At 40.2% G+C, this 22,956-nt stretch carries 17 protein-coding genes; 5 read left to right on the plus strand and 12 right to left on the minus strand.

What is annotated here, in order from left to right; translation table 11 throughout:
* Positions 1-27: 27 nt before the first annotated feature.
* From AC1F2U_RS04405 to AC1F2U_RS04435, 7 genes are all read right to left on the minus strand, one after another.
* Positions 28-432 (minus strand): VOC family protein, encoded by a 405-nt coding sequence (locus tag AC1F2U_RS04405; protein WP_322672331.1) that lies wholly within the window; start codon positions 430-432, stop codon positions 28-30.
* An 18-nt stretch (positions 433-450) separates the two neighbouring features.
* The gene (locus AC1F2U_RS04410; RefSeq protein ID WP_480260009.1) at positions 451-1,047 is read right to left on the minus strand and encodes a MiaE family protein; all 597 of its coding nucleotides are present in this window, start codon (positions 1,045-1,047) and stop codon (positions 451-453) included.
* Positions 1,048-1,216: 169 nt separating this feature from the next.
* Positions 1,217-3,112: a CheR family methyltransferase gene (locus tag AC1F2U_RS04415; protein WP_480260010.1), complete on the minus strand. Its 1,896-nt coding sequence runs from the start codon at positions 3,110-3,112 to the stop codon at positions 1,217-1,219.
* A gap of 438 nt (positions 3,113-3,550) precedes the next feature.
* Complete coding sequence (locus AC1F2U_RS04420) at positions 3,551-4,177, minus strand: chemotaxis protein CheB (RefSeq protein ID WP_480260011.1); 627 nt, start codon at positions 4,175-4,177, stop codon at positions 3,551-3,553.
* A 147-nt stretch (positions 4,178-4,324) separates the two neighbouring features.
* Positions 4,325-5,194: a polyphosphate kinase 2 family protein gene (locus AC1F2U_RS04425; RefSeq protein WP_480260012.1), complete on the minus strand. Its 870-nt coding sequence runs from the start codon at positions 5,192-5,194 to the stop codon at positions 4,325-4,327.
* A gap of 219 nt (positions 5,195-5,413) precedes the next feature.
* A complete protein-coding gene (locus AC1F2U_RS04430) occupies positions 5,414-5,890 on the minus strand; it encodes a hypothetical protein (RefSeq protein ID WP_480260013.1) in 477 nt (158 codons plus the stop codon).
* Between the two features lie 351 nt (positions 5,891-6,241).
* On the minus strand, positions 6,242-7,504 hold the full coding sequence (locus AC1F2U_RS04435; RefSeq protein WP_480260014.1) for a proton extrusion protein PcxA: 1,263 nt from the start codon (positions 7,502-7,504) through the stop codon (positions 6,242-6,244).
* Between the two features lie 535 nt (positions 7,505-8,039).
* Between AC1F2U_RS04435 and AC1F2U_RS04440 the strand changes: the two genes are divergently transcribed.
* Both AC1F2U_RS04440 and AC1F2U_RS04445 read left to right on the plus strand, forming a co-directional pair.
* Positions 8,040-9,227: a tetratricopeptide repeat protein gene (locus tag AC1F2U_RS04440; RefSeq protein ID WP_480260015.1), complete on the plus strand. Its 1,188-nt coding sequence runs from the start codon at positions 8,040-8,042 to the stop codon at positions 9,225-9,227.
* Positions 9,228-9,612: 385 nt separating this feature from the next.
* A complete protein-coding gene (locus AC1F2U_RS04445; protein WP_480260016.1) occupies positions 9,613-9,870 on the plus strand; it encodes a helix-turn-helix domain-containing protein in 258 nt (85 codons plus the stop codon).
* A gap of 297 nt (positions 9,871-10,167) precedes the next feature.
* Here the strand turns inward: AC1F2U_RS04445 and AC1F2U_RS04450 are convergent, their stop codons facing one another.
* Positions 10,168-11,334, minus strand: a complete 1,167-nt coding sequence (locus AC1F2U_RS04450; protein ID WP_480260017.1) for a pyridoxal phosphate-dependent aminotransferase — start codon at positions 11,332-11,334, stop codon at positions 10,168-10,170.
* A 293-nt stretch (positions 11,335-11,627) separates the two neighbouring features.
* Entirely contained in the window at positions 11,628-11,753 is a 126-nt protein-coding gene (locus AC1F2U_RS04455) for a hypothetical protein (protein WP_480260018.1), read from the minus strand.
* A gap of 1,453 nt (positions 11,754-13,206) precedes the next feature.
* On the opposite strand from AC1F2U_RS04455, the gene AC1F2U_RS04460 reads away from it, so the two are divergent.
* Positions 13,207-14,376, plus strand: a complete 1,170-nt coding sequence (locus AC1F2U_RS04460) for a PAS domain S-box protein (RefSeq protein ID WP_480260019.1) — start codon at positions 13,207-13,209, stop codon at positions 14,374-14,376.
* A gap of 30 nt (positions 14,377-14,406) precedes the next feature.
* Here AC1F2U_RS04460 and AC1F2U_RS04465 read toward each other — a convergent pair whose 3' ends face one another.
* Positions 14,407-15,096, minus strand: a complete 690-nt coding sequence (locus AC1F2U_RS04465) for a CPBP family intramembrane glutamic endopeptidase (protein ID WP_480260020.1) — start codon at positions 15,094-15,096, stop codon at positions 14,407-14,409.
* A 676-nt stretch (positions 15,097-15,772) separates the two neighbouring features.
* Here AC1F2U_RS04465 and glpK point away from each other — a divergent pair.
* Both glpK and argC read left to right on the plus strand, forming a co-directional pair.
* Positions 15,773-17,287 (plus strand): glycerol kinase GlpK, encoded by a 1,515-nt coding sequence (glpK, locus tag AC1F2U_RS04470; protein ID WP_480260177.1) that lies wholly within the window; start codon positions 15,773-15,775, stop codon positions 17,285-17,287.
* A gap of 390 nt (positions 17,288-17,677) precedes the next feature.
* Entirely contained in the window at positions 17,678-18,652 is a 975-nt protein-coding gene (argC, locus tag AC1F2U_RS04475; RefSeq protein WP_334900252.1) for an N-acetyl-gamma-glutamyl-phosphate reductase, read from the plus strand.
* 99 nt (positions 18,653-18,751) lie between these two features.
* Here the strand turns inward: argC and AC1F2U_RS04480 are convergent, their stop codons facing one another.
* Positions 18,752-19,741 carry a DUF1350 family protein gene (locus AC1F2U_RS04480; RefSeq protein ID WP_480260021.1) on the minus strand — a complete coding sequence of 330 codons (990 nt, stop codon included), beginning with the start codon at positions 19,739-19,741 and terminating at the stop codon, positions 18,752-18,754.
* A 161-nt stretch (positions 19,742-19,902) separates the two neighbouring features.
* Entirely contained in the window at positions 19,903-22,770 is a 2,868-nt protein-coding gene (locus AC1F2U_RS04485; RefSeq protein ID WP_480260022.1) for a hypothetical protein, read from the minus strand.
* Positions 22,771-22,956 lie beyond the last annotated feature (186 nt).

Here is a 22,956-nt window from a genome sequence, read left to right on the forward strand (position 1 = left end):
ACTTCATAACCTTGTTGGCAGGAACTTTTAACTGATAATTCCGAGATTGTTGTAGATTTCGATCAGATTGCCATCAGGATCGCGCAAATGAGCTGTGCGGATTCCCCAGCTTGGGCGATCTTGTGGTTGAGTCACAACGAGCGCATTTTGAGCCTTTACTTGCTCATAGACCTCATCCACATTATCCACTGCCAAAATCAAGACTATTTTATCTCGATTGACAACGTATGAAGGCTGTTCAATTCTTGGGACTACTTCAGCCATTAATTCTTGTTTGAGTAAACCCAGCTTGAGATATCCGGTATTAAACTCAGCATATCCGCTATTTTCATCGCCCCAATCGACATCAAATTTCAGCAGATCCCGGTAGAACAGAAAAGAATCTTTGTAGTTGGAGACAAGCAGTCTCAGGTGTGTTAGCTGAAGCTTCATATCTGTTGGGTTAGTCTACTAACTGTGAATTCTAGGTTCTGGGTGCAAAGTCGCCAGCAACTCGCTTTCGACAATTGCTAATTCATCAAGTCGCTGCATGACAATTTCTTTGTCGAAATAAGTAGCAGCTAAAACCCAATATATACCGTAGTGACGCGCTTCGGATGCCATTAGCCCACGATAAAATTTTGCTAACTCTGGCTCTGGACAGTGAGCAGCTAATAGTCCCAGGCGTTCGTGAGAGCGAGCTTCAATTAAACCAGTGACTAGTAAGGAATCCAGAAATCGCTCAGGTTCTTTGGGGCGTACTTGAGCTTTTAAACCCGCGCCGTAGGGAGGCGGTGGTAGGGGAGCTAGGGGAATATTCCGGCGTTCTAACCATTGGTTAACTAGCTCAAAATGTTCTAGTTCTTCGCGGGCGATCGCAGTTAACTCCCGAACCATTTTAGTATTGGAAGGGTAGCGAAACATCATGTTCAAGGCCACGCCTGCTGCTTTGCGTTCGCAGTGGGAGTGGTCGAGTAAGATGATATCTAAATTAGCGATCGCTTGTTCTACCCAAGCAGTACTAGTGGGCTGTTTCAGGGCGTTGATAGTCGGTAACTGAGTAAGCACAGAGTCACAAAACTCCAGAATTTAAATTTGGCTGAGTATCGTAGCAAATTGATTTTAACGGAATATCCTTAACTTCTCCCCTGCTCCCCTACTTCCCGGTCACTGAGCGCAGCCTCTCGTAGAGAAGTGCTGCTCCCCTGCTCCCCTGCTCCCCTGCCCCCTGCCTCCCTCATTCCTGCTGCTGCCGTTTCTCCATTTCTTGAGTAGAAATCATACTGCTGACTCTCTCTACATCTACCATCATCAAAACTGCTCCTTGCATTTCAATCCCAAGCAGCGGAGTAATTGCTAGGTAACATTTTATTTGCCTACCCCGACGATTGGTAGCATCGAGGATCATTTCTTGAAACTGCTTTTTACCGGATAGGGATTCCCGAATAGGCGATCGCAACTGCTCGACGGGTAGCCCAATATCTAAGCTGAAGATAGACTTGCCGAGCACTTCTTCAGTTCGCAAGCCCCATAAATCTTCTACCATGTAATTCCAAGTAGAGATATTAAAGTTGCTGTCAATTACCACTACTCCCGTTTGCAGACTTCTAAGAATAGAGATGATAAAAATATTTGTGCGATTGAGTTCTGTGGTGCGCTCGCTCAGTTCGTTATTAATTGTCTGTAATTCTTCATTAGTAGATTGGAGTTCTTCATTCATCGTCTCCAATTCTTCATTGGTAGATTGTAATTCTTCGTTGGTAGTTTCTAATTCTTCATTGGTAGATTGTAATTCTTCGTTGGTAGTTTCTAACTCTTCATTGGTAGATTGTAATTCTTCGTTGGTAGTTTCTAATTCTTGTTGGGAACGTTGCAGGGCATCTTGGAGTTTAATATAACGGGTGACATCATGAAAAGAGATACTGACCCCTAAAAAGCTAGTGTCTGTTTCTTGTAAAGGCGTAATTTGTACATCTAGATATTGGGTTTCTGTGTTAGACAAATAGCGCTCTACATTTGTTAGGGTTACAGGGCGGCGTTCGTTATAAGCCCGTTCAATTAGCGATCGCAATTCAACAGGACGATAGGAAAGTTCTAGATCCTGGAAGGGACGAGCTAAATCTTTGGGGAAAAGGCCGAACAAAATCCGCGCTTGCTCGTTTACTAATACCAGAGTGCCATTGATATCAACGACTATTTGGGCGATTGGAGCTGTATCAAAACCCAAATCTCGCAGCCGGAGATTTCTAGCCAAACGGCTGCTAGATTCATCATCTACTGAATTTGCCATAACTAAGAGGCGATCGCGTAAATTCACCGTCGATACCTTAGTAAATATCCGGTTTTTCAAGTCCAGCGGCGTAAACAGACTAGAATGCATCAATAGCATCTCTGCTTTTCCCAAAAAGAGATAGCCATTATCATTTAGTGCAAAATGAAACCGGGCCAGAATTCGCCCTTGAGTTTCAGAATTAAAATACATTAATGTATTGCGGCTGACTAATAAATCTAAGCGCGAAATGGGCGCATCCTGAAGTAAATCGTGGCGACCAAAAATCACTGAGCGGCGCAAGTCTTGGCGGAAAATATAGCGATTTCCGACAATATCAAAGTATTTCTGCCGCAGTTCATCTGGCACATCTTGGACATCTTTTGCTGAAGAAACCGCTTGCCTAGCCTGGTTGAGAGCATCTTCATCTACATCTGTGGCGTAGATTTTCACTCGTTGGCGAAATTCCTCTGCTCCCAATATTTGGGCCATCAACATTGCCAGGGTATAAGCTTCTTCGCCAGAAGCACAGCCAGCGCTCCAGATGCGGATTTGATCGGAAGCTTTTTTATTCTTAATCAGATTAGGCAGTATTTCCTCTGCTATGTATTCCCAAGCTGATGAATCTCGAAAAAAAGCAGTGACGTTAATTAAAATCGTATTGAAAAGATAATTAAATTCTTCTGGATAAACTTCTAAATAGTCTTGATACTCTTCAAAATTTTCTATGGTTAATGACTGCATCCGCTTGAATACTCGACGTATCAAAGTCGAGCGCTTATAGCCTGTAAAATCAAATCCCCGGCTTTGTCTTAGATAAACCAGTAGATTTTCAAATTTAGGATCTTTTTCTGCGGAAGTCATAGGTTAGGGAGGGGCAGGGGGGCAGGGGGGCAGAGGGGCAGGGGGAAAAGTTTCAAGCTACGTCTGCAAGTATCAAAGGCTCATTAAAGGAGTTCAAAGGCTCATTAAAGGAGTTCAAAGGCTCATTAAAGGAGTTCAAAGGCTCATTAATGAGTATCAAAGACTCATTAAAGGAGTTCAAAGGCTCATTAATGAGTATCAAAGCCTCATTAAAGGAGTTCAAAGGCTCATTAAAGGAGTTCAAAGCCTCATTAATGAGTATCAAAGGCTCATTAAAGGAGTTCAAAACCTCATTAATGAGTATCAAAGGCTCATTAAAGGAGTTCAAAGACTCATTAATTTATAGTGACACTAACTTGCATTCTAAAACATATCTCCCCTGCTCCCCTGCTCCCCTGCTCCTCTGCCTCTCTGCTCCCCTGCCCCCTACCCCTCTGGTTAGTTAGATTCTCCCATGACCAAAGTCACTAGGGTGCTGGAAATTTCATCAAGGGGGAGAATAAAATCTACATTGCCAGTGTTAATTGCGGCGGAGGGCATTCCGGAAAATTCGGCAGTTTTTACGTCTTGGACAATGACAGTACCACCCATTTTTTTGATCGCTTCTACTCCCATCGCGCCGTCGCTACCCGTTCCACTTAATACAAGGGCGATCGCTCTGTCTTTGTAAGTGGCTGCAACTGATTCAAATAATAAGTCAGCCGAAGGACGTAAAAAATGTACTAATTCAGACTGTGATAAGGAAAGTGTACCGTCACCGTTAAGCAACAAGTGACGATTAGGTGGGGCAACGTAAGCCGTTCCTGGGGTAAGGTAATCTCCTTCTTGTGCCTGTTTGACAGTAATATCTGTGCGCCGACTGAGAATTTCTGCCATGAACGACGGATGTTCGGGAGCAAGGTGTTGCACAATGGCGATCGCGGCTGGAAATTTTGCAGGTAGAGTCGATAGCACTTTAACTATAGCAGTCAGACCGCCTGCTGAGGCTGCGATCGCCACTATATCAAAGGCAGCATTAGTAAAGTGAGGTGGATGATTTTTGGCATTTTCTGCCATTTCAATCATGATTTTGCGCTTATGACTATCCGCGTAACTTCTTTAGTTACAAATAGCATTAATTAAGTTACATTTTTGTATTCTTATTTATATATATCATACGGTATATCTGAGCTACTTCAGTATTTTTTTGCCTTTACCGAGCGAATTCACAGGTTAATCTTCCTGCTCTAGAATACGTTTCGCTTCCAAAAGTTGCTGCTTATGTTCCTCACTAACTCTTGGGTATTGCAGATTTAGTTCTTCTAATTTTGTGCAGATAATATTAGCAACAGTCAGGCGTGTAAACCATTTGCGATCGGCAGGGATAATATACCACGGTGCCCATTTAGTACTAGTATTATTAAAAACTTCTTCATAAGCATTCATATAATCATCCCAAAAAGCTCGTTCTCGGACATCGTTATCTGAAAACTTCCAATTTTTATCAGGAGAGTCAATCCGTTCTAAAAAACGTTTTTTCTGCTCTGACTTAGAGACATTTAGAAAAAACTTCAGAATAATTACGCCATTATCAACCAGATATTTTTCAAAGTTATTTATTTCTTCAAAACGCTGTTTCCATATCTTATTTCCATTAGGAATGTGAGGAAGTTGTTGTTTCTGAAGCATTTCTGGATGTACGCGAACCACTAGCGCTTCTTCATAGTATGAACGGTTGAATATACCAATTCTTCCTCTTTCTGGCAGAGCTTTCATTGAGCGCCACAAGTAATCATGGTCTAATTCTTCCGCACTGGGGCCCTTAAAACTAAACACCTGAAATCCCTGCGGATTAACACCAGAAGTTACGTGTTTAATAGTGCTGTCTTTGCCAGCAGCATCCATTGCTTGAAAAATAATCAACAGAGCATAGGTGTTTTGAGCATAGAGAATATTTTGGTAATTAGCTAGTCGTTCAATATCTACCTGTAATTTGGTTGCAGCATCACTTTTTTGATGAAAATCAGTTTTATAAGCTGGGTCATAGTTTTTTTTCAGAGAAATCTTTGAACCTGGCGGAACAATGAAAGCATCATGATTCATGTATAAAATCTCCTAGCAACTATTTAATACACAAGCACATTTTGAAGCGTTAATTCCTGAAAGTTAAGTAAAGCAACGTAAATAATTAAAAGTTTGTAATGAGGACTTTAGTCCTCTCTGCGAGACGCTACGCGAACAAATGATGGCTTTACCCCTGACTAAGAACTAATCTCAAGATTTATTACATTACTTAATCTACTTCGATTTATTCTCATCTACTTACTTCCGCCGCTTGGGCATAGGACGCATTGCTTCACGACCCAAGATAAACATCCCTGTGATACCTAAACAGACAAACCAAATATATTGATACCAATATTCCCGAATCTGTACAACTGTACTGGTTTTTGGATGCAATGTATTTAAATATAGCAGCAGCACCAATATCATCAGCGCCCCAAAACCAACAAGGCTCAAGCCAATAAGAATTCGTGCAGAACGCAGTTCAAAATCACTAATAGTATTTAGGTCAATTTCTGCTAGTTCCTTAAAGGAGTCATCCGCCAAAGATGAGGCTGCTTGGAATCTATTACTCAGTTTTGATGGCAAAATCGGCGACAGTTTCGCTACAGTTGGGCGACGAAGTAAAGCCTCAGTATCTCGCAGCAGTTCCAGTGGCTTACGGGTAGTAGTTGGTTGAGCAAACTCTATGTTGTCTGTAGGAGTTGAGGCATTAGCTTTGCTTTCAAAATCCATAGTATACTTCGGAAAAACCAGGATATACATAGCCTAGCGAATCAAAAGACAATTGCGTGAAAATAATTCGTAATTTGTAATTAATTGATTTCTGGAAAAAAATAGATTCTTTGCTCAAAGTAAGTGAATTTGGGCGTTGGATAATTACAAAAAAAGGCAGGAGGCAGAAGGCAGGAGGCAGGAGGAAAGAAGTATTAATTAAAACTAAAGTTTCAGGGTATAAAGCCCAGTTTAAAAGAGGGATTGTATCAGCAAAAAATGCGCGAGGTACAAAGCGTCCAAGATAAATTCCACGTTTTAAAACGTGGGTTCCTCCTGCCTCCTGCCTCCTATCTCCTGCCTCCTGAAAAACTATTCGTCCATCTCTTTTAATGTAGCTAATGCCGATGGAGATAAACGACTGAGATAGCGGAATATCCAGTATTTAAAGATCGTGTTTAAAATCACAGGAAATGTAGCAATAAAGAAAAAGATTACATTTCTAGTGGCTGGTAGACCTAAATGTTCTGCCAATCCCGCAAGCAGGACTTCCCACCCATCTGGTGAGTGAAATCCGACAAATATATCTGTAAACAGAATAATTAAAAAAGCTTTGGCACTATCGCTCAGACCAGAGACAATGGTATCCATAAAAGACTTAAGGATCGCAATTTCTTTTTTGCTCATGGCAATAACTATGCCAAAAGAAAAAAGTGATATTAAATCCGCAAAAGCATTACTAATGCTACTATTACTTTTTCTGCTAAATGCTTCCGAGATTTCAATTGCTTTACTTTTGACTTTTTCTTGTGTTAACTCTGAAGAAAGTGGTGGTGCTTCATTAATAAAATATTCAAATCTCAATTCTTCTTGAAAATTATGTAATTCATGGAGAGCTTCTTTTTCCATGTCAGAATTGATGAATATTTGAGTTACATTATCTCCTCTAACCCTTTCTAATATTGGAGTTACGATAAATTCTTTAGATAAATACTGAGTTAAAAGCGGTACAATAATGAGAACTATCAAAAATCGCAGGGCAATTATTGTTCTACCTTTAGAAAGGCGATAATTCCTGATAAATTCTTCTTCTGTCTGCGGTGCAAAATCTGCTTGAATTTTATTAATTCTTCTGCCAACAGAACTCTTAGGCACTCTAGGTTTTGGAATTGGAGGGTTAATTTGAGGATCGTTTATATGAGATGAATTTAGCTGTTTTTTTATTTCGTTATCATTAATGTTTAAAGGCTGATAATTTGGCACTAAGGGAGTATTATTAATTACTTCACCTTTGATAGCATATTTCTCTACTACTTCATCAATAACCTTCAATTTTTCTAACAAAACAGAATTAGAAATATTGACAATTCCCCGACTAAGCTGGAATTCTGCAAGCCTGATCTTAATAATAGTTAGGTTCTTATTAAGATATACTTGCCAATAAGACATTACATTTTCAGTATAATTTACTGATTGTAAAGATATTTTTTTGTTATCAAAATGTTCGTTCTCAATATTTTTAATTCTCTGAGCTGCTTGGTAAGCTTCTAAAAGTGCCCTCTCTGGCGTATCTGAGAACCAACGCTTAAGCGATCGCAAATATCTTTGGAATGTTCTGGTAAGTGAGTTTTTCATTACATATATGACTTTTAGATAATGTGTATTATAGTTATATAATCATAAAAAATGGGTAATAACAGCTAAATAGTTAGTCCAACCCAGATTCAGTTAATATTCCCTGATGCGATGTCTCTGATGGTAACAGACTTGTACTGAGCGACTTGCCCTGAGCGTAGTCGAAGTAGCTTTGTCGTACCACTTGCCTAACCCACGCTCCGCGAACTTGGAAGCAAGCTACGCGCAGCATCTCGTAGAGAAGTGCGTGCTACGTCTACGCTAGCAATTTTATATTACCTGTAAACTCAGATGGATCGGCATAAATTGACACTGGTTATTTATATTGACAGTTTATCCATTACACCGTCATCATTAATACCATCTGCCAGTATTTATGCTCTATACAAAAGCCTTGATTGTAACATTTCACAATCAAAGCAAATTTTTTAGTATGCAGAGTCTATCCCTGTTAAAGGGAATAGAAAGTAAAGATGTTGCTTTCTCATCTCCCTTATCCCTCTATTCACTACTCCCTACTCCCAAGTTTTAAATTATGAGTTTGAGTCTATGCATGATTGTGAAAAACGAAGCAGCAACACTGCCTAAATGCCTGAGCAGTGTGAGAAAAGTAGTGGATGAAATGATAGTCTTGGATACAGGGTCAATCGATCGCACTCCCAATATTGCCCAACAACTCGGTGCAAAAGTTCATCATTTTAAATGGTGTAATGACTTCAGTGCTGCCCGCAATGCAGCTCTCAAATATGTCACTGGTGATTGGATTTTGGTATTAGATGCTGATGAAACTCTGACTCCAGCAATTGTACCGCAGTTACGAGAGGCGATCGCAAGAGATGAATATTTGCTCCTCAACCTCGTCCGCCAAGAAGTTGGTGCAGAACAATCTCCCTATTCTCTGGTTTCCAGGCTATTCCGCAATCATCCAGATATTCGTTTTGACCGGCCTTACCATGCTTTAGTAGATGATAGTGTATCAGAAATTTTAACCAAAGAACCCCACTGGCAAATAGGTTATTTACCTGGAGTTGCACTTATACACACAGGATATCAAAAAAGTGCGATCGCTCAAAATAACAAATATGCCAAAGCCACTACAGCGATGGAAGGGTTTCTCGCAACTCATCCCAACGATCCCTATGTTTGCAGTAAATTAGGAGCGTTGTATGTGCAAACTGGGAAAATTTCTCAAGGTATGGATTTGCTCAGACATGGAATCACCCTTGCTGAAGACAACTACGATATTTTATATGAACTCCATTATCATTTAGGCATTGCCTACAGTCGGTTGCAAAAATCCCCACAAGCGATTTATCACTATCAAGCTGCCATCAAATTGCCAATTTATCCCATGCTCAAACTAGGAGCATACAACAACTTGGGTAACTTACTCAAAGCAGCAGGAGATTTCAACGGTGCAAAAACTGCTTATGCCACAGCTTTGAAAATCGATCCTACTTTCGTTTTTGGACATTATAATTTGGCGATGACATTTAAGGCTTTGGGTTTATTTGCAGATGCGATCGTATATTATCAACATGCAATTACCTTAAATCCCAACTATGCTGAAGCATATCAGAATTTGGGGGTAGTGTTGCTGAAAGTTGGCAATCATCAAGATAGTTTAACAGCTTTTAAAAAAGCGATCGCCCTTCACGAAAGGTATAATCCCGAAGAGGCAAAGAGACTACGCCAGGGATTACAAGAGATGCAGCTGATGTAGAGGTGATGGGGCAGAGGGGCAGAGGGGCAGAGGGGAAAGACTTACTGCAACTTCTCCTCTGCTCCCCTGCTCCCCTGCTCCCCTGCTCCCCTGCTCCCCTGCTCCCCTGCTCCCCTGCTCCCCTGCTCCCCTGCTCCCCTGCTCCCCTGCTCCCCTGCTCCCCTAGTTCTCCCCGATTGTTACCTAATCTAAAAATATCAACCCAAAAGTTTAAATCAAAATTTTTGGCGGTATCAAACTTTTCATTTTATAAATGAAGAGATAAAGTTATTTCGTATATTTTGTTCATATTCGCTGGTGTTGGCAGCATAATTGCCCACACGTCCATAATTATTTAAAGAATACGAGAACGTAGATGTAATAAGTATTTGAAGGAGAAATACCTATGCTTGAACCCCATCTTATCCATACCGAAGCTGATTATCGTGCTGCACTTGATGAAATTGAAAGATTGTTTGATGCAGAACTAAATACACCAGAGTTTGACCGCTTGGAAGTTTTAACTACGCTTGTGAAAGCATACGAACAAAGGTATTACCCAACCGAAGCACGAGATCCTATTGAAGCAATCTTATATTATCTTGAATCCCGTGAGTTGTTTTTAGATAACATAGAGCCAATGAAACAAGCGATGTTTTACTAAAAACCCCTAGAACTTGAACTTCGGAACACGAAATTTCAGCTTCAGAACACGAAACTTGAGCTTCGGAACACGAAACTTGAGCTTCGGAACACGAAACTTGAACTTCAGAACACGGAACTTGAGCTTCGGAACACGAAACTTGAGCTTCGGAACACGAAACTTGAACTTCGGAACACGGAACTTGAGCTTTAAAAATGAACTCCACCAGTTCTAAGTCGAAAAGGTGGAGTTAAATAGTTGAAGAGTAGAGAAATACTCCTCACAAATGACAAGTGACAACTGACAAATGACAACCAACTAAATACGCGACTTGACAAATTTCTCTAATCTATCCATTCCCTTTTCAATCGTTGCCATATCTGTGGCGTAGGAAAGGCGAATGTTGTCATCAGCGCCAAAAGCAATTCCGGGAATGACAGCAACTTGATGTTCTTCTAGTAAAGCGTCACAAAATTCTAGGGATTTTAGACCGGTTTTGCTGATATCAGGGAACAGATAAAAAGCGCCATCTGGTTTTACAGTACTCAATCCGGGAATGGCGTTGAGTCTGTCTAGCATCACCTGTCGTCGTTTGGCGAAGGCTTGACGCATTTCTTCGACACAATCTTGAGGACTTTGTAGCGCCGCGATCGCACCATATTGGGCAAAGGTACACACGTTAGATGTACTATGCCCTTGGATGGAACTCGCTGCTTTAATGATTTCTACGGGCCCCGCTAAATAGCCGAGACGCCACCCAGTCATAGAATAAGCTTTCGCAAACCCATTACTAATCAAAGTACGGTCAAAAATTTCCTTCCCAAGAGAACCGATGCTGATATGTTCTGCACCGTCGTAGAGAATCTTTTCGTAAATCTCATCAGAGACAACAAAGATATCTGCATCAACTACTACCTGCGCCAGTGCTTTGATTTCATCTGGCGTGTACACCATCCCAGTGGGATTAGATGGAGAGTTGAGGATAAATAACTTCGTCTTCGGCGTAATTGCTTTACGGAGTTGTTCGGGAGTAATTTTATAACCCGTCGTGGCATCTGTAGGCACAATCACCGGGACTCCACCGACCAAAGTCACCATTTCGGGATAACTTAGCCAGTAGGGTGCAGGGATAATTACCTCATCACCTGGATCGATCAATGCCACGATTAAGTTGTACAGAGAATGCTTACCGCCATTGGTGACAATCACATTCTCTGACTTGTAATCAAGACCATTGTCGGTTTTAAGCTTGTGGGCGATCGCTTCCCTTAACTTTGGTTCTCCGGCTGCTGCACCATATTTGGTTTTGCCTTCATCCAAAGCTTTTACTGCTGCGGCTTTAATATGCGCTGGGGTATCAAAATCTGGTTCTCCAGCGCTAAAACTACAAACATCTATTCCTTCCGCCTTCAGTGCCTTAGCCTTGGCTGCGATCGCTAAGGTTAATGAAGGTGTTACCTGACTTACTCTTGCTGCCAGCTTCATTCTTACTATTTTTGGCAAATCTTTCACTTATCTAAGGATATCCCAGAATCCCTACCAAGATTTGCTTTTTCTAAATTCATTGATAATCGGGGATTGGGGAGATGAGGAAGCAGGGGAGGCAGGGGGAGCAAAGGGAGAATAACTAATGACAAATGACTCCCCAAAGCAGTTTGATTCTTGACCCTTAACAATGTATCGTATATAACTTTATTTTTAATGGAAACTAACTGTTTTTATGCAGATTAAGAAACTTTTGATTGCATCTTCTCTGCTAATTACTGGTCTTTTTATACCTAATGCTGCCATTGCTCAAAATCGCGGGACTCCGGGTAAATTTGATTTTTTAGTAATAATGCCTCGTTGATTATCTGTGCTTCGCTCAACTTATTGCCGTCTTCATCAACAGCTGCTAGCAGCAATCCTAAAACATCTTTTGATTCTTCTAAGTTACCCTACTCAATACGCTGTGCGATCGCTTCATGCAAGAAAAGTTGGGTTGAAACTTTGCGCAACCCAACAAAGTCCTGCAAATGTTGGGTTTCGTTCCTCAAACGCCACTTGCTACCTGAAGGGAACGCTAAAAGCGTAGCTTGCTTCCCCGTAGGGGTACAAGTCGGCAAACCGCAAGGGCGCAGTGGCTTCCCAACCTACGTAGTTTAGGGTTTTTGGGGCTAACCCAAGCGTATTGGCTCATAAACTGATGTAAGTAAAAAGGAATGATGAGATTTTATCGCATTGACACCTCACTCATCACTCCTTGTAACTTGCGCGTTGATTAGCTGTTACGCATTGTTAAATTACACCAGCTTACTACTTCATTTATCCTCTAACTAAAGAGGCGGATAATTATTAAGTTCATACGTGATTGGCTATACAAAGCTTTTTAACTTATTAATATTTATCTTTGCAATTCTAGATATAGTAGTTTGACCATTGCTTGTTCTCAGTAGTTTTACTCTTACCCGCGTCAGATAGTTTTATAATGAATTTGAAAATGGAAAGGCAGACCTTCCCAACTTCTTAAAGAAATTGGGAAGGTCTGCGCTAAAGGAGAAGTACCTAGCGTAGATATGAAATCTAAGCCCTACCAAGGAGTAAGGTTTAGATTTCTAAGCTTTTGGTGTTAGCAATAATACTTTTAAAACGTTCTCTTAAAGAAGTTGGGAATCTTGTTATGAATTTTATTAATAGGCGAAGTATTCAGAATCACCAACGAACTTAACTTAGATTCTATATCTTTGGTAGTAGTCGCTTGATTCTTGTGACGGAAGTTAGGGAAGGTCTTATCAGTTATTCTTAGTAAAATGGAAACAATTATTATTAGCAACTAAAACATTTATTGGGGGAATGACAAAACGGATTCAACAATAATAGTCAGAAATGAAGGTTAAGATGTAAGGTTTTCCGAGTGTGGTCTCTGCTCTTTGCTAGTGCCATCATTTTGACTGGCTTATCAGTTTAGTCAAAAATTAGCATAATCTTAGATGGCAGATTTGGTACTCGTATTTAGCTGAGTTTACAGAATTTTACCACCAAGGGTAGAAGTAATACTTAGCAAAACCCTGTAAACTTTTTAGTAAACAAATATCTTAGGAGATACTTTGTAATTTGCTAGATTCAATTTTACTTTGAGCATCTAGGTTGAATGCTACACATGCCATTTAAAAACTGGCCCATCTGTAGTGCCTGGAGGATATAAATTGTCCAAAACCTAAAATAAATCTAAACTTTATGACTTCAATTGCATAAAAATTGCAATTTACAATAAGTTAAATTTATCATTCAATAAAATTAGGTATGCCGCAATTTTTTCTAGAATTTACTTAGTAGATTTTTTGCTCAACTTCTGCAAGCAAATAGCGAGAATTTAAAGTGAACATAGAAAAATTTGTCCAACGTACAGAAATATTGCACAAGCGTTTAGCAGATTTATACCAAACTGCTAGTTTATTACCTTGGATTTCCCCTGATTTGTTGCCGGAAGCTTTTAAGGAACTCCATAACACCTCAAAGATAGTACAGTTAGCGGCAGAGGAACTTTATCAGCAAAACGAGGAACTAGCAAAAACACGGAATTGGCTAGAAGCAGAACGCTATCACTACCAAGATTTATTCGAGTTAGCGCCAGACGGCTATTTAGTGACTAATACAGAAGGAATCATCCAAGAAGCTAACCTCACCGCAGCTAAGTTGTTGAATGTTTCCAAGCATTTTTTAGTGGGAAAACCAATAGTTAACTTTGTGCTTGTAGAAGAACGTCAGCAAGTTCGCAACGAACTGATACAGGTATTGCAATCAGACAAAGTTAAAGAGTTATTGGTACGTTTGCAACAACGTTATGGCGAGCTATTTTATGCAGCTTTGACAGTGACAGTTGTCCGCAATCAGCAGGGTAAGGCAATTTCTCTGCGCTGGATGGTGCGTAATATAACCCAGCGTCAGCAGTTAGAATCAGCAAGAGTTAAAGACAAGAGTGACATTTTCAACAATCGCCCCCTACATAAATATGATAAAGGAGAAACTATTCCCCTCAACCCATTAGTAATTTGGTATGTTTCTCAAGGTTTGGTGAAACTCAGTACCTACTGTGAAACGGGTGAAGAAGTGCTAATCGGATTGGCAACAGCAGGAATGGTTTTTGGCTCTAGTTTGACATCTTTAGACATTTACCAAGCAACAGCGCTTGCTGATGTTGAGTTAGTGTCAATTTATGCAGCAGAAGTATCAGCTTCTGCAACACTGAGCCATATACTTCTACCAAAAATTAAGCAGCGGTTACAGCAAACAGAATCTTTTTTAGCAATTTGTGGCAGACGGCGGGTACAAGAACGCTTGCACCATCTATTACAATTTTTGAAACGAGAAATGGGTGAAACTGTACCAGAGGGAACTCGCCTAAATGTTCGCTTTACTCACGAAGATATTGCTAGCGCCTGCTGTACCACCAGAGTAACAATTACACGATTGATGGGTAAATTACAAGAAGAAGGTATAATCAGTTTTGACTTAAAAAAACATATTATCTTGAGAGATGTTGATTGATTAGTTCGCTATAGATTGATTACATTTTTGTTAAGCAAAGATCAGTTGCCAGCCAATTAGGAAAATTGCTATATCTGCAAAAATATGGCTGATGTATCCAGGCCAAATCGAGCAATAATTTAAGTAGCACCATGACCAAACCGCCCCTGCTATAAACACTCCCAATGAGCATAATGTTGTCGCACGCCAATCGAAGTAAGCTGCTAAACCAACAACATGATGAATCGTAAAAAATAGTGCAGACAGTACTACAGCTAAAGGACTTGATACTAAAATTTCACATTTACGATAAACAAACCAACGCCAGACAAATTCCTCAAGTAAAGAGTTAACAAATATCCAATACACTGCACCTATTAAATAAATCAAAAAATTGTTCAATCCAACTTGTATTGCGCGATCGCGAACATATTCAACGTCTATCCATTTTGCGCCCAGCAGCCAATAAACAATCAAGATGATGCCTAGCATTAATAGTCCTAATCCGACTCCGGCTAATAAATCGCGTCTTTTAGGATATTCAAGTTTTAAATTCTCTTTATCAATAAATAATAACCAAATTATGGGTAGTACCAACAACCATATTTTAGCTAATAAAGCTACTAAATGTCCTTGAAAGCCAGGGAGTATATATAATTGAGTTGCAATACCAATACTCGGAACTGGCACAAGTAACAACAGAGCTAGTAGTGCATTTTGATTTTGGTTAGCTTTTAACATGGGAAAGTTTTATTGTATTTCGATGGCTTTAACTTTTAAACCATACCTAGTTTTAAATCCATAGTTTTTATATCAAGCTAAGATGATTACTTGTAATAAAATCTATATTAACGAGGTTTACTCTCAATACTGTTCGGTTAAGTAAAAGACGCGATGAATCGCCGTCTCTACAATAATTAGTCTTTTGAGAGAGGAGGATTTGCGTCTTTGCAATCTAGAATTTTCATCAAAAAACCTTAACCAAACTGTATTGGTTTTACTATTAATTTTTATATGCAAACTATAAAACATAAGTATCATAATCAGACTTGAATAAAGTGACACTTTGTATATTGCCACATAAATTTAATACTAAAACTTGTATTAATTTGTGTGTAATATTCCTGCGATCGCAGCATTTTGATAATGATTTACTGTGTCGATATACTTACACATAATTAAAATTCACAGCCTCTTGCAACGTTGTGAAGGTCTGGGATTTGAAGCGGAAATCAATACCCATTGTGCTAAGTACAACTTCGCGTAAAATTGTAGCCTTTTTAAACTTACAGAGACGTAACGCTATCCAAACAAGAAATTCAAAATGTACCCAAAATAATGTATATGTGATTGAAGGCGTATTGCTAAAATCGGGATGTCTAGGTTGGGCTACGCCTACGCAACATTTAAAGCGGCTATGCACACACTTGGGAAAAAAACTCCATCATCGGGCTACATTTTAGCACTGGATTTAGGTACGACAGGCAACCGCGCCTTTGTATTTAACGCAGACGGCAAGATTGTTGGGCAGGCATATAAAGAATTAACTCAGTATTATCCTCAGCCAGGATGGTTAGAACATGACCCTCAACAAATCTGGCAGGATACCTGTTGGGTAATGCAAACCGCAATTGAAAATGCCCAGATTGCACCATCAGCGATCGCAGCCTTGGGACTAACTGTACAGCGCGAAACCTGTTTGATTTGGGACAAAACTACTGGTAAACCACTCCATAGAGCGATCGTCTGGCAAGATCGCCGCACTGCTCCCCTTTGCCACCAGTTACAAGAGCAAGGTTACGCTGATGAAATTTACGATCGCACCGGATTAATCATTGATGCTTACTTTTCTGCTACCAAACTCCGATGGCTATTAGACAATGTTACTGATATTGACCTGAATAATGTTTTAGCAGGTACTATTGATACCTGGGTGTTGTGGAACCTCACAGGTAGAAAAGTCCACGCCACTGACCACAGCAACGCCAGCCGTACAATGTTGATGAATCTCAAAACCTGTGAGTGGGATGAGACTTTACTGGATCTGTTGCAAATTCCAGCGCACATTTTGCCCCAGATTCAGCCGAGTTTAGGAGTATTTGGAGTCACTGATGCGACTTTGTTGGGTACTGAAATTCCGATTACTGCCATCTTGGGAGATCAGCAAGCGGCTCTATTTGGTCATGGCTGCGATCGCCCCGGTTTGATGAAATGTACTTATGGTACTGGTAGCTTTTTAGTAGCTCACACAGGATCGAAAATTGTGCGATCGCACCATCAACTCATTTCGACAGTGGCATGGACACAAGCAAATACCAGCGATACTTTAGATGTCGGCTATGCCCTAGAAGGCAGTATGTTTACTAGTGGAGCTTGTATTCAATGGTTGCGCGATCGCCTGAAGTTGATTAAAACTGCTGCTGAAACTGAAGCGATGGCCAATCAGGTAAAAGATAATGGCGGAGTCTATTTTGTGCCAGCATTTAGCGGACTGGGCGCACCCTACTGGGATATGAGTGCCAGGGGAGCCTTTTTCGGCATTACTGCTAGCGTACAACCAGAGCATCTAGTTCGCGCCGTGTTGGAAGCGATCGCCTATCAAGTTTTGGAAGTGGTGCAGGCGATAAATTCATCTTGCAGTACTCCAGTTGGGCGATTAACCGTAGATGGTGGTGCTTGTGAAAACAATTTTCTGATGCAGTTTCAGGCTGATGTATTAGGTATTCCAGTTGAACGTCCGATAATCCGCGATACGACCGTTCAGGGTGCAGCATTTGCGGCAGGTTTAGCTGTAGGATTTTGGGAGAGCTATGAAGCACTGGTGGAACAACGGAAAATTGAGCGTGTGTTTGAGCCAAGGAGCGATTTCCCCTTGTCCAACTTTGGTACTTGGCAAAAGGCAGTGAAACGTACTCTGGCTTGGGAGGAGTAGCCCATCCAAAAACGAGTTAAAGCAAAAATTCCTAGTTATGAAAAGGGGAAGGCAAAGAAACAAATAATCATCTATTACAATTAAGCAAATTGATGGAATATTGATTTATCATGCTCTACAGTCAATTTAATATTGACTGAGTGAAACAAGATTTTCACCTGAATACTGTGGAACTAATTCTGAGCTTTTTGGTGTGGATGATGAAAGCAGGTTAATTTCATTCCAAAATTGATCGTTAAAATAACTCTTACTTTTATAATTCATTAGATAGCTGGTGAAAAAGTAGAGACATCGTACTGATAAATCTCTACAAGGTTTCTGGATATATCTATTTAGCAGAAGTAAAGTAAGTATTAATCAGTTAAAATATCACTCACATATAAGAAGCGTATGACTACTAAACCGAAAATTTTCATTGATGGGGAATCGGGAACCACAGGCTTACAAATTTACTCACGCCTGAACCAACGGGATGACATCGAGTTAGTTAGCATTGAAGCATCTAAACGTAAAGATGCAACTGAGCGAACCAAACTAATCAATGCTGTTGATGTTATCATTCTTTGCCTGCCTGATGATGCAGCCCGCGAAGCTGTTAGCTTAGTTAGTAATACTAGAGTTAAGATCCTTGATGCTAGTACTGCCCATCGCACCGCTAAAGACTGGGTATATGGCTTTCCTGAACTAAATCCAGGACAGCGAGAGAAAATCGCCAGCGCCCAGTTTGTCAGCAATCCGGGCTGTTATCCCACAGGATTTTTAGCTTGTATTCGTCCGTTGATTGCTAAAGGACTCCTGAACAGTAACTTTCCCATCACCGTTAATGCAGTGTCAGGTTACTCTGGTGGCGGAAAGAATCTTATTAAACAATATGATACCTTCCACGAACAGCAAGCCGGGGCAGAATCACTCTACCCTTATGGCATCTACGGTTTGCAGTTTGGGCATAAGCATGTCAAAGAAATGCAACATTATTCAGGGTTAGCATTGCCGCCGCTATTCGTACCCGCAGTGGGAGATTTTGAGCAGGGGATGCTAGTACAGATACCTTTGCCACTGGGAAGTTTAGATAATCCACCATCAGGTAAGGTTATCTATGAAGCGATCGCTGACTATTACCAAAGTGAAAAGTTCGTGCAGGTTGCTCCATTCCAAGATTCTACACTGCTCAGAGACGGAACATTTCTGGATGCGATCGCACTGAACGGTACTAATATTGTTCAGGTTTTTGTATTTGCCAATGACACCACCAAAGAAGTCTTGTTAGTTGCTCGTCTTGACAACCTGGGTAAAGGCGCATCAGGAGCCGCAGTCCAAAACCTAAACATCATGCTCGGTTTTCCAGAAGAGTTGGGATTGTCATGAAAAAGGGTTAAACGGTGAGGAGTGGGGAGCAGAGGAGCAGAGGAGCAGGGGAGAAGTTGTAGTAAGTTTTTCCTGTCTGCCTCTTGTGCCCAATGCCCATTATCTTGATTTTTCTTTCAGTTCTTCAAGCAATTGAATTACATTATGCTCAAATGCTTTGTTTCGCTCTTGAACTGATTCAATTAATGGTTTATCAAAAAGATTAACGACATATTTAGCTAGCTGAATACCTAAAGGTGTTAAATGTCCACCTGCTACAGTTTTCCGAAAATCTTGCGGTGGCTTTTGCAGAATATTAGTAAACCATTCACAAGTTGATTTAGCAATATTGTCTGATTTGAAACAGACTAAACCCATGATATTAAATAGCCCACTATCCTTGATTAAATACTGAGTTTCTTCAACAGTTGGTTTCACACCCCAACCAAGATTGTCGATGATATCCGCTAAAAATTGAGGACGAATTGCACTCCCTGTGTCAGCAATGGCAGGTGCTAATAGGATAGAAACCTGTCCTTTAATGAAGACACTGTTAATGTTGATGTCCTTATGCACATAAGTATAAATTAATTTTTTAACTTCATCCCTTTTTCGCGTTAGTTCATCAAAGAGAATATTAATGTCTGCAATTACACTTTCTATCTGTGACTCATCGGAAGTTTTAAATAGTAGCTTCCGAATAAACTGTTCTCTATCTTGAGCATCTGGAGGTAGAGCAGTAAATCCTTCTAACAGCGAGATATATTTACAGCCAAGGCTATGTCCAATCCAAGAAAAGTTTTTATCATCTAGATAGGCTTCATAATCATATCCTGCAACACTTGCCATTTTCACAAGCTCTGGCAGAATTTCATACTGTTCTCTCATGAGAAAACCAGCTTCTACATAATGGTTAAAAGTAAAATTAAATGGCAAAAGAATAATTGTATATCCCTGCTCAAATAGAGATTGAAGCAGGTAACGATAAAAAAGCATAGGGCCAAATGTACCAAAGAAAGCCCCAGCAATAAATTGAATTACCCCTTTAGGCTTTGGATGTAAAGCAACCCAACTGTGAGAAACTGGTTTAAATCTCAGTTTTAGATTCATATTTACCATGACTTATTTGTAGGTATATGCTGAATCTCCAAACTGAAGTTACTGCTTTTCGGATTATTCAAAAGATATTTTTATAAAACTGCGATCGCATCTTACCGTAAAGCCGAAACTCTCCTAATCGCCTTAATTCCACTAGTTAGCCGTGGTTAAAACTATTTCACCTTAGCGCGGAAGCGGACAAAACCATAAGAATTAGCTGGTGTGCCAGATCCCGTGGCTGCGGGTAGATTAGGAAAACTTGGGACTGTAATATTGACCACTACTGCTCCATTGGTGTTAGTACCGCAGTATGATGGTGTACCTGATTCATTAATTGTATAAAAATGCCCGCGATCGCTATCTCCTACATTAGTGAGATAAAGCGTAGGTGTAGTAGAACCAATAGCTAGGGCAATTCCTCGATCTGCTCCTGGTAAGCCACCATCACTAGGAGTCATACCATTAAAAGCAGTAGGAATCAAACTAACATTAGTTGGAACTAAGTCGCAGAATTTCACATTAGTTGCATTACCAAGACCATTGGAAAGAAAATATATAGTGTATTCCAATTCATCTCCCGGTTTGACAGTGCCAGCATTAATTAATCCTCGCAAGTAGCCAACAGGCCATTTAGGATCGCTATCATCAGTAGCATAAGGTTCTGGTACATAGTTACTGGCATTAGTAGCAACGTCACTGCGACCATCCACAATATCAGTTAAATCTTGGTTGTTGAGGCGGGTGATGCGTTTAATTAACAACAACTTAGGATTAGAACTAATATTTAATACTGTAAATAAAGTGGGGTCATCATCTGCCGTACTGGCAGGATTATTACCAGTATTTACACCATTATCAGTAATTTGCAAGAACGAATTACCAAGAGTAGGTGGATTATTAGTAGCACCAGCAGAGTCTGCATCTGTGAACACTGTGCCAACAGTTCCTGTAGGATTATCAGGTGTGTTAAAAGTAGCATTTGCTTGATTACTAATTGGATTACCGCTATTGGCATTATTAATCGTGGCAGTAATTTTAATGGTAATTGTATCACCTACACGGAGAGTTCCAGAATTTGTCACAGCAACAACACTAGTACCGTTGTAACTGGGATTGATTGTGATATTATTTCCTGAAGTTGCAGCACTAATTGCCGCACTCACAAAGGTTAATTGTGAGGGTAATGAGTCGTTAATAGCAAAGTTAATTGCATCGCTATTACCTGGATTCAGGTTGGAGTAAGTAATGGTATATTCGATGCGATCGCCTACAGTCACTGTTCCACTACTATCATTGTCTGCGAGGAAACGAACAGATTTTGTTCCTATAACATTTGCTTGAGTGTTAGTAGTAATTACCAAGGGAGTAAGGATTGCTTGACTTGGAAAATATGTCCAAGTATCTATTCCCTTAAAGTCACCATAATTACTACTAAATTCATGCTCTCCTAACGCACTATTAATCCCTCTAGCAGCATTACGCGGGTTAGTAGCTCCCGTACCATTTAAGTTAATCGCCGTACCATTGGCAGTAGTATAATTGTTGTCGTTGTAATAAATGGTAGTCGATCCAATCTGCTGGCCATTTTGATCTACAAGGGTAGGAAAACCAGCAGGAGGATTTTCCATTGTGATTTTAAACCCCAGCGGATTATTCTCAGCATCCAACATGGGAAAGTGATATTCACCCGAACGTGTTGTGATTATGGCATTGTATGGTGCATTTCCTGCTAGAGGTTGGAGATTTGTCCCACTTGCATCCTTTCCATTCCAAAGCACCACATTTGAGCCAACAGATAGCACATTTTGTAGTACTCTATCGCTACTAGGGTCAAAAATGCCATCATTGTTGGTGTCAATAATTATTTGATAGCTACCAGTTGAGATAGCGCTGAAACTAAAATTGCCTCCCACACCTACAGACGTTTGGTTTCCACTACCTCCATTACCCCCAGTGAATTTAAACGAAGTCGGTACTGTGGGAATCGTCGCTGCTATAGGAATACTCAAAGCATTAAGGGTTGTGGTGTCGGGTCGATTGAAGAAAACTAAGTGGGTAATATCTGTTGATGTATCAGCAACACTTGGGTCTTGGACTCGCACATTGCCGCTAAAGATCAAATTATTATTAGTAGCGCCGCCAGCAGAATGGTAGACAGTGCTGTTATTTGTTTTATCAAGATATCCCCGATTATTAGCAAAAAAGATAAAGCCAAAGGGATCGACTCCATTCATGTCAGTTTCATAACGATACCCATCTTTGGTTTGAATATAAAGCTTAGAATTGAGTGCTACGGGATTACTACTACTGGCATTTGCCCCCATATTCATAGCAATATAGTTGGTAAATACTCGCCCTTTTTTGGCAACACCGTTACTATCTCGAACTGTGATATCCCAAGCAGCTACCCCCGAACGTTGGTTAATATCTGTAGGAAATGCCGTTAATGTCGTTCTTGGTGGCGGATTGCTTGCACCACTTGTATCTGGAGAATGAAATTCAACTTCGTAAATACCTGTTTCTGTAGCGACGAAAGTACAAGGGGTATAGCCACCAGCATTAGGTAAAGGGCCGACCGCTTCTTTGGCAAGGGTGTCAATCAAACCAAAACCAGAATTTAGAACATTACAAGAGCCATTTTGAGTACCAAAGGGACTGCGGTAAACAATATCTTGTGGGTCTGAAAAGCTAGTATGCACGCTAGAGCCAAGATTAACTGTTTCTCCTTGTTGAACATAAACTTTGAGTATAGTTTTCCGAACAATACCTGCCAGTAATAAATCTGACCATTCCAGGTAAGGTCTGTATCCGCCATCAGAAACTAACTCTTTGCTGCCTTCAGCCAAGCTAGGTTGGATATTATTTCCTAAAATACACAAAAAAAAGCCCAAGCTACTGAGCCATAGTTTTTGGCGTCTACTTGTTAATGGCTTTTCCATAGTTTTTTTGACTGGGTTATCGACAGTCAGAGAAAATTTATCATTTTCATCAATATTTACTGTGGCGATCGCTCTTAATTTATTAAGTAAATATTTCATCATTTATTTCCAATAAAAATACATAATATGTAAGTAATGATATTGAGTTTATAAATATACAAATACCAGAATTAAAATTAAAACGTTTTTGCACTAGGTTCAAAGCGGATAAAAATCGTTACGACAATAGTATTCCCACAGGGAAGGGTTAAATTCGTAAGAGAGGTTCATTGCAACGTCTTTACATCA

The organism is Nostoc sp. LEGE 12454 (assembly GCF_056620565.1).